The organism is Microtetraspora glauca (assembly GCF_040656155.1).
Classification (GTDB): Bacteria; Actinomycetota; Actinomycetes; order Streptosporangiales; family Streptosporangiaceae; genus Microtetraspora; species Microtetraspora glauca.
In genome coordinates, this window is the sequence record NZ_JBFALK010000010.1 from 282,669 (window position 1) to 291,117 (window position 8,449).

At 71.6% G+C, this 8,449-nt stretch carries 9 protein-coding genes; 7 read left to right on the forward strand and 2 right to left on the reverse strand.

Going from position 1 to position 8,449, the window contains the following annotated elements:
• The first annotated feature begins 2 nt into the window (after positions 1-2).
• From AB0I59_RS20290 to AB0I59_RS20300, 3 genes are read left to right on the forward strand one after another with little or no spacing between them, the layout of a single operon-like run.
• The gene (locus AB0I59_RS20290; protein ID WP_358134800.1) at positions 3-1,073 is read left to right on the forward strand and encodes an ABC transporter ATP-binding protein; all 1,071 of its coding nucleotides are present in this window, start codon (positions 3-5) and stop codon (positions 1,071-1,073) included.
• Entirely contained in the window at positions 1,070-2,080 is a 1,011-nt protein-coding gene (locus AB0I59_RS20295; RefSeq protein ID WP_358134803.1) for an ABC transporter ATP-binding protein, read from the forward strand. The genes AB0I59_RS20290 and AB0I59_RS20295 overlap by 4 nt, the downstream gene beginning before the upstream one ends.
• Positions 2,077-2,946: a GNAT family N-acetyltransferase gene (locus AB0I59_RS20300; protein WP_358134806.1), complete on the forward strand. Its 870-nt coding sequence runs from the start codon at positions 2,077-2,079 to the stop codon at positions 2,944-2,946. Before AB0I59_RS20295 ends, AB0I59_RS20300 begins: the two co-directional genes overlap by 4 nt.
• A 10-nt stretch (positions 2,947-2,956) precedes the next feature.
• Here AB0I59_RS20300 and AB0I59_RS20305 read toward each other — a convergent pair whose 3' ends face one another.
• Positions 2,957-4,120: an exo-beta-N-acetylmuramidase NamZ family protein gene (locus tag AB0I59_RS20305; RefSeq protein ID WP_082777611.1), complete on the reverse strand. Its 1,164-nt coding sequence runs from the start codon at positions 4,118-4,120 to the stop codon at positions 2,957-2,959.
• 67 nt (positions 4,121-4,187) lie between these two features.
• Here AB0I59_RS20305 and murQ point away from each other — a divergent pair, with 67 nt between their 5' ends.
• Both murQ and AB0I59_RS20315 read left to right on the forward strand, forming a co-directional pair.
• Positions 4,188-5,108, forward strand: a complete 921-nt coding sequence (gene murQ / locus AB0I59_RS20310; RefSeq protein ID WP_061261210.1) for an N-acetylmuramic acid 6-phosphate etherase — start codon at positions 4,188-4,190, stop codon at positions 5,106-5,108.
• Positions 5,101-6,183, forward strand: coding sequence for a serine hydrolase domain-containing protein (locus AB0I59_RS20315; RefSeq protein WP_358134811.1), 1,083 nt, complete (start codon positions 5,101-5,103; stop codon positions 6,181-6,183). The genes murQ and AB0I59_RS20315 overlap by 8 nt, the downstream gene beginning before the upstream one ends.
• A 118-nt stretch (positions 6,184-6,301) precedes the next feature.
• Here the strand turns inward: AB0I59_RS20315 and AB0I59_RS20320 are convergent, their stop codons facing one another.
• Positions 6,302-7,156: an alpha/beta fold hydrolase gene (locus tag AB0I59_RS20320; RefSeq protein ID WP_063818999.1), complete on the reverse strand. Its 855-nt coding sequence runs from the start codon at positions 7,154-7,156 to the stop codon at positions 6,302-6,304.
• Positions 7,157-7,209: 53 nt separating this feature from the next.
• Here AB0I59_RS20320 and AB0I59_RS20325 point away from each other — a divergent pair, with 53 nt between their 5' ends.
• The gene (locus tag AB0I59_RS20325) at positions 7,210-7,698 is read left to right on the forward strand and encodes a MarR family winged helix-turn-helix transcriptional regulator (protein WP_358134814.1); all 489 of its coding nucleotides are present in this window, start codon (positions 7,210-7,212) and stop codon (positions 7,696-7,698) included.
• A 157-nt stretch (positions 7,699-7,855) separates the two neighbouring features.
• Positions 7,856-8,056: a hypothetical protein gene (locus AB0I59_RS20330; RefSeq protein ID WP_358134817.1), complete on the forward strand. Its 201-nt coding sequence runs from the start codon at positions 7,856-7,858 to the stop codon at positions 8,054-8,056.
• Positions 8,057-8,449: the final 393 nt, after the last annotated feature.

Here is an 8,449-nt window from a genome sequence, read left to right on the forward strand (position 1 = left end):
CCGTGACTTCTGACAAGAGGGCGCCGGGCGTCCGCATCAGTGACCTGTCCGTCGTCTACCGCACCCCGGCGGGCGAGCTGCCCGCCGTCCGCGGCATCGATCTGGAGCTCGTGCCCGGGACGATCACCGGAGTGGTCGGCGAGTCCGGCTCCGGCAAGTCCACTCTGGCGCTGTCGCTGCTCAACGCCGTGCAGCCGCCCGGCAGGATCAGCGCGGGCAGCGTGGAGATCGACGGGCTCGGCGACGTCGTCGCGCTCGGCGGCGACGACCTGCGGCGCGCCCGCGGGCGGCACGTCGGGTACGTCTTCCAGGCGGCGCAGAGCTCCCTGAACCCGCTGAAGACCGTCGGCAAGCAGCTGCTCGACCTGGGCCGCTCGCACGACGTCGAGGACCTTCCCGGCCTGGTCAAGGAGGCGAGAAGCCTGCTCGACCGGATGGGCATGGACGGGGCGCGCGTTCTCGACTCCCACCAGCACGAGCTGTCCGGGGGCATGCGCCAGCGGGTCGGCATCATGCTGGCGCTGGTGCTCAACGCCCACCTCGTCGTCCTCGACGAGCCCACGACCGCGCTCGACATGATCACCCAGGCCACGATCCTGCGGATCATCCGCGAGGTGCACGAGGAGCGCGGGCTCACCACGCTCGTCATCACGCACGACCTCGGCGTCGTCGCCGAGGTCGCCGATCGGCTCGCCGTGATGTACGGCGGTCGCGTGGTCGAGCAGGGCCCGACCAGGGAGGTGCTGGGCGACCCCCGTCACCCGTACACCCGGGGCCTGCTGCAGGCCATCCCGCGCCTGGTCGGCGACATCGACGAGGCCAGGGCGCTGCCCGGCCGCCCCCCGACGCTGGGCACGATCCCGGCCGACGGGTGCGTCTTCCGTGAGCGGTGCGCGGTGCGCATGGACGTGTGCGAGACCGGGGAGCCGCCCGTGCTCACCCAGGGCCCGCGCATCGTCGCCTGCCACGCCGCGGACATGGGACCGGAGGCGGTGACAGAACCGGCCAAGGAACGGCAGACCGTCACGGCGGGCGTCGGGGACACGCCCACGACAGGGGAGGAGCAGGCGTGATCACGGGGAAGGGCATCACCAAGACCTTCCGGCAGCGGGGCGGCATGCTCGGCGGCCGCGAGGTGAAGGCGCTGCGCGGCGTCGACTTCACCATCGAGAAGGGCGGGGCGGTCTCGTTCATCGGCGAGTCCGGCTGCGGCAAGACCACCCTGGGCCGCATCCTCGCCGGCCTGGAGAGCTACGACTCCGGCGAGATCGTCATCGACGGCGTCCCGATGTCGTCGCTCCGGCAGAAGAGCCGCCAGCCGCACTTCCGCCGGATCCAGCTCATCCACCAGGACCCGTACTCCGCGCTGAACCCGGCGCGGACGATCCATCAGACGCTGGACGCGCCCCTCTCCCTGCGGGCCAAGCAGACCGGCCGTTCGCGGGCGTGGATGGAAGAGCGGGCGGAGGAGCTGCTCAGCCTCGTCGGGCTCGACCCGGGCTACGTGCTGCCGCGCTACCCGCACCAGCTTTCCGGCGGCATGCGCCAGCGGGTGGTCATCGCCCGCGCGCTCACCGTCGACCCCGACATGCTCGTCGCCGACGAGGCCACGTCGATGATCGACGTGTCCCTGCGCCTCGGCATCCTCGCCCTGCTCAAGGACCTGCGCGACCGGCTCGGCGTGAGCGTGCTGTTCATCACGCACGACGTCGCGACCGCGCGCTACATCGGCCTGGACGGCGAGCTGTACGTCATCTACCGGGGCCAGGTCGTCGAACGCGGCCCGGTGGAGACGGTCATCGCCGACCCGGTGCACCCGTACACGCAGTCGCTGCTGTCGGCCATCCCGGTGCTGCACGGCCTGGAGGTCCCGGGCGAGGAGCGCGTGGTGCCGACCGAGGCCGTCGACCCGTCCCAGCAGGACGCCGCCTGCCTGTTCGCGGCGCGCTGCCCGTTCCGCACCGAGCGGTGCGTCTCGGAGCTGCCCGTCCTCGGTCACGACGGCGGGACGCTCCAGGAGCACGCCTGCTTCCACCCGCAGCGCCGCAGCGTCGTCGCCACACCGGCGGTCCAGCTGTGACGGCGGGGATCCGGGAGGCGTCGGCCGACATCGAGGCGCTCGGCGAGCTCGCCTCCGCCGCGCTCACCTACGACGCCGCCGAGGCGCCGCTGCTGGTCGCCCGGCTCGCCACACCACCCGCGGACCGCCGCTGGACCGCGCTGGCGACGGCCGGCCTCGACGGGGTCGTCCTCGCCTCGGTGTCCACGCGCGATCCGAGCTCCGGGCACGTGGACCTGCTCGCCGTACATCCGGACGCCCGGGGCGAGGGGCGCGGACGTGCTCTGGTCGCCGCGGCCGAGGAGTGGCTGCGCGCCGAAGGCGTCACCACTGTGCGCTTCGCCGGGAACCCGCCGTCCTACGCCTGGCCGGGCATCGACGTGCGCTACACCGCCGCCGCCTGCCTGGCCGAGTCCCTCGGCTACCAGCGCGAAAGCGTCGCCTGGAACATGACGGCCGACCTGTCCGGCGGTCACCCCACGGCGGACGACGTGGAGCGGCTGGCCGGAAAGGGCGTCGCCGTACACGCGGCCGAGCCGGGCGAGCGGGCCGCCGTGGCGGCGTTCATCCGCGAGCACTGGAACGAGAACTGGGCGTGGGAGGCCGAGCAGGCCACCGGCTGCCACTACGCGTCCCGCGACGGGGAGATCATCGCCTTCGCCGCGTGGGGCGCCAGGCCGGCCTGGTTCGGGCCGATGGGCACCGCACCCGCCGCGCGCGGGCTCGGCGTCGGCGGCGTGCTGCTGCGCCGGTGCCTGGCCGAGATGCGCGCGGCGGGCCTGACGAACGCCCAGATCTCCTGGGTGGGGCCGCTCCGGTTCTACTCCGGCGCGGTCGGCGCCAGGGCGGAGCGCGTCTTCTGGCTCTACCGCCGGGACCTGCGGTGACGGCCGGATGTCACGGGTAGAGAAGCTTCCCGCCGTTCAGCCACGACTCGGGGTGGCAGGGGGAGGGGCACAGGTCGCGGGGGTCCTCCCCGGCGTCCAGCCGGTCCCGCAGCGACGTGGAACCCCACAGGAGGTCCACGAAGTGCCGCCCGCTCCGGGTGTCGGTGCCGGTGAGGTCCGCGGCCGTCCAGACGAACTCGCCGGGGTGCTGCGACCGGAACAGGTGCAGCATCGACACCCCGGTCAGCACGGGCCGGAACGCCTCCGGATCGTGCACGTGGAGCTGGACGCCGTGCACCGCCGTCCCGGCGTGCTTGTCGTACGCCGGGGTGAACCAGGTGTCGCGGAACCGCACGCCCGGCAGGCCGAGGCGGTTCAGCTCCACGGCGAACCTGCCGTCGAGCCAGGGCGCGCCGACCAGCTCGAACGGTCGCGTGGTGCCCCGGCCCTCGGACGCGGTCGTGCCCTCGAACAGCCCGGTGCCCGGGTAGGCCAGCGCGGTCTCGGGGGTCGGCATGTTCACCGACGGCATGATCCAGGGCAGGCCGGTGGCCGCGAAGCGCATCCTCCGGCGCCAGCCCTCCGCCGTGATCACGGTCAGGTCGGCGCCGATCGACTCGTTGAAGAGGAGCGCCAGCTCGCCCATGGTCAGGCCGTGCCGTATCGGGATGGCCGCCCGGCCCACGAAGCTCGCGCAGGAGGGGTCGAGAAGCGGTCCCTCGGCGCGGGTGCCGCCGAGCGGGTTGGGCCGGTCCAGTACGGCGAAGCGCAGCCCCAGCCGGGCCGCCGACGCCATGAGGTCGTGCATCGTCCACACGAACGTGTAGAAGCGCGTCCCCACGTCGGCGATGTCGAAGACGAGCGTGTCCACGCCCGAGGACGCCACCAGCGCGTCCAGGGCGGCGCCGTGCCTGCCGTACGTGTTGAGGACCGGCAGCCCGGTCGCCGGATCCTGGCCCGAGTCCTCACTGAAGCCCGCCTGCGCCGTGCCGCGGATCCCGTGCTCGGGTCCGAACAGGGTGGTCAGCGGCACGCCCGCCGCCAGCAGCGCCGTGGCGGTCGGCGTCAGATCGGGAAGAACCCCGGTGGGGTTGGTGACGAGGCCGATCCGGCCTCCACGCAGGAGATCGGGATCGCCCGCGAGCCGCTCGGCGCCGGTTCGTACATGTGACATGATCCCATTCTCCGAAGAATTTTTGCATAATGGAACCATCAGGTGAAAATTAGCGACATGGAACGAGATGATTGATCCACTCGCAGGCCTGTCCACGGAGCAGAGCGATCCTCGCTACAGCGAGATCGATCGGCTTCCGACAGAACAGGTCGCCAGACTCATGAACTCGGCCGACGCCCGGGTACCCGCGGCGGTCGCCGTGGCGATCCCGGAGATCTCGGCCGCCATAGACGCGATCGTCGCCCGAATGGAGAAGGGGGGACGCCTGTTCTACGTGGGTGCGGGGACCTCGGGCCGGCTGGCCGTGCTCGACGCGTCCGAATGCCCGCCGACCTTCGGCACCGACCCCGAACTCGTCCAGGGCATCATCGCGGGCGGCGTGCCCGCGCTGACCCGCTCGGTCGAGGGGGCGGAGGACGACTCCGCCGCCGGCGCGGCCGCCCTCCGTGCCAAGGACGTCGGCCCGCTCGACTCCGTCGTGGGGGTCTCCGCCAGCGGCCGGGCACCGTACGTGCTCGGTGCGCTCGGAGAGGCCGCCGGCAGCGGTGCGCTGACCGTGGGGCTGTCCTGCAACCAGGGATCCCCGTTGTCGGGGGCGTCCGCGCATCCGATCGAGGTGATCGTCGGTCCGGAGATCGTGACCGGATCGACCCGCCTCAAGGCCGGGACCGCGACGAAGCTGGTCCTGAACATGATCTCCACGATCGCGATGGTGCGGCTCGGCCGGACCTACGGGAACTCCATGATCGAGGTGTCCGCGGCGAACTCCAAGCTCGCCGACCGGGCCGCCCGCATGGTCGGCGACATCACCGGTGCCGGCCTGGACACCGCCCAGGCCGCCCTGGAGGCGGCCGACTGGCAGGTCAAGGCCGCCGTACTGATGATCGAGCACGACCTCGGGGCCGACGACGCCAGGGCGCTCCTAGAGGCCAACGGCGACCGCCTGGAAGCGGCGCGTCGAGCCGCGTCCGGAGTGGTCGGTGCCTGACGATCCGGATCCGGCGCTGCCCGGGATTCTGGAGGCGGCGGTACCGGCCGCCTGTTCGGCGGCGGTCGCCGTGATCGCCGTGGAGGGGACCGTCGTCGCCGCGGCCGCGGCGGGCGAGGCCGTACGTTATTCAGGAGCTACGGAGGCGCTCCTGGACGAACGTCCGCCCGCCCGCCGCGACTCGATCTTCGACCTCGCCTCGATCACCAAGCTGTTCACCACCGCGGCCATCCTGTCGCTGGTGGAGGACGGACACCTCGGGCTGGACGAACCCGTCACGGCGTGGCTGCCCGCGTCCTACGGCGGCCACCGCGAGGTCACGCTGCGGCACCTGCTCACCCACACGGCGGGCCTGCCGCCGAGCCGCCGCGCCCACGAGGAGATCCCCGGTGACGGCCCCGCCGCGTACGCCGAGCGGATGCAGCTGATCCTCACCACGCCGCCGGACCACCCCCTCGGGGAGCGGTACGTCTACTCCGACGTCGGCATGGTGACGGCGGGCCGGGTGGCCGAGATCGCCGGGGGAGCTCCCCTCGACGAGCTCGTACGCACCCGTGTCATCGGGCCGCTCGGCCTGGCGAGCACCTGCTACCGCCCCCCGGCCGCGCTGCTCCCGCGCGTCGTCGCGACCGAGTACCAGGCCGATCGCCCCGGCCCCGGCTGCATCAGGGGCGAGGTCCACGACGAGACCGCGTACGGCCTCGGCGGGATCGCCGGGCACGCCGGGCTGTTCTCCACGGCGGACGACCTGGTCCGCTTCGGGGAGACCCTGCGCACCGGGGGCGGGCCGATCCTGCGCCCGGACACCGTGGCGGAGATGACCCGTGACCAGGGCGTGGCCGGCGCGGCGTTCGACCACGGGCTCGGCGTCCGGATCGGCGACCCGGCCATCGTCGGACCCCTCGGCCGCGCGTACGGCCATTCGGGGTTCACCGGGACGTCCATCGTCATCGACCCGGTACGGGCGCTGACGGTCGTCCTGCTGACCAACAATGTCCACCCGGTCCGTGGTCGGCCGGGGATCCGCGACCTGCGCCACGCCGTAGCCGCCGAGGCCCTCCGGCTGTCCTCCTGAGCTTCCGCGCCGGAACTGTGCCCCAGGTGCGACTCCAGGCGGCGCGGCCACCCCGTGGTCATGGGGTGCTGCGGTCGGCGGCGGTCGACGGTCAGCGGCGGTCGACGGTCAGCGGCGGTCAGCGGCGGGAGAAGTCGCTGATCAGGCGCCATACCGCGGTCGGCGACTCTTCCTGGGCGAAGTGCCCGACACCGGGGATGAGAGCTGTGGTGAGGTCCTTGACACCGGCGTCGCGGAACCCCGAGGCGTAGGCGGCCAGGTCGCCGCCCTCGCCCTCTCCGCGGAGGTAGAGCACAGGGGTATCCACGGGAACGCCGCTGGAGGCCGCGTTGTCCTGAGCGTCCTCGGCGAAGGCCCGATAGAAGTCGAACCCGGCGGTCAGGGCGGAGTCTGTACCGTAGGCGCCGACGTAGGTGGCTCGGGCCTCCGGGGTGATCTTCGCCGGGTCTACCGACAACGCGCTGTAGAAGTAGTCGAAGTACTCGGCCTGGCGGTCTCGCACCAGCGTCTCGGGCAGGTCCGGTATCGCGTGCAGCCCGAAATGCCAGATGTAGGGATTCCGCAGTACTTCGGCCCACGGGGCGACACCCGGGATCACCGTGTTCATGATCACGACACGGGCGATGTCGGCGTACCGGCGCAGGCAGGCGTAGGCGATCATCCCTCCGGCGTCGTGGCCGACCAGTGTGAGGTCGTCGAGGTCAAGGGCCGAGATCAGATCATGGACTATGGCGGCCAGGCGGTGCTTGGAGCCGCCGGTCGCGGGCCCGGTCGACTCGCCGACGCCGGGCAGATCGACGGCGAGGGCCCTGGCGTGCGGTGCGGCGACAGCCATCACGGCCTTCCACGCTCGCCAGGATTGCGGCCATCCGTGCAGGAAGAGGTACGGCCGGCCCCGTGGGTCTCCGGCCTCGACGACGTGCAGGGAGTACTCGCCTACGGCAACGTCTGAGTGGCGCAGTGCAATAGACATGATTTATGTCTACCAGACGACATGAATCATGTCTATCTAGTAGTGTGCGTGTCATGACCAGCATCGACGGTCCGCCGGAGTACGAGCATGGAACGGGCTTCCTGTTGTCCCGGCTGGGCGCCCTGGCCGCCCGCTCATGGGCCGCCTTCCTGGCCGCCCACGGGCTGACCCAGAGCCAGTACACGGTGCTGGTGGTCCTGGGGGAACAGGGCCCACAGGGGCAGCGGCGTCTCGCGCAACTGATCGCGGTGGACGCCCGCAACATCGTGGCGGTGCTGGACGCTCTCGCCGATCGAGGGCTGATCGAACGGCGGAGCGATCCAGAGGACCGCCGCCGCCGGATCGTCGCCCTCACGGCCGACGGAGTCGCTCTCGTCGACACGCTGGCCGCGGCCGCGACTGTGAGGCAGGACGACTTTCTGAGAGCGCTCGACGGGCGTGACCGCAGGCGCCTCAACGATCTTCTCGGTCGTCTGTACGACGCACACGTTCCCCCTCGGGGCCTCCGATCAGACGTCGTGACCTCCGATCAGACGTCGTGACCTCCCATAGACGTCGTGATCTCCCATCAGATCCGCGGGTAGCACCTCCGCCGACTCGCACCGGCCTTGCCTCGGCGGTGACTCGCGCCCACGCAGCACGCATGCCCTTCACCCCAGCCGCCCTGCTGCACGCTTCGCCACCGCAGCCAGTGCCGGCATGTCCACCAGCCACCAGGGCCAGCTCGGGCACGGCCGTCACCACCGCAGCCAGCACCACCAGGGCCAGTTCGGGCACGGCCGTCACCACCGCAGCCAGCACCACCACGGCCAGTTCGGGCAGGGCCCTCAGCACATCACCCGCACGACAGGCCGGGGGGTGGCCTCTCCAGGCTGGGCCCTTCACCGCGGCGCTCAGTGACCTTTCACCCCAACTGCTACGAGCGCCACCGCTGTTGCCCGCAGCACGCGTTCCCCACGGCGGCGACCACGGACACCTCCTCGTCGCGGTCTCACCCCGCGCCGCAGGGCGGCTCTACGGCTCTCCGCCACGGCTCTCGCCACACCTGCGGGCTCCGGCGAACAACCCGAGCGAAGCGTAACTCCAGGCAATTCTGAAAATGCCGCATTTGAGTGGTTTCTGGGATGGGAGAGCTGTGATTCCATCTAAACACTTTCCCGTGCTTTGCGCGGGCAGTTTGGGCGGCGTTTTTGTCGGTGCCGTTCGGAGGGCGTTTTTGTCGGTGGTGGTTGTTAGCGTTGCGGTGTGAATATCGAACGGCAGCCGATCCCCGACGGCCTGGGCGACATGCCC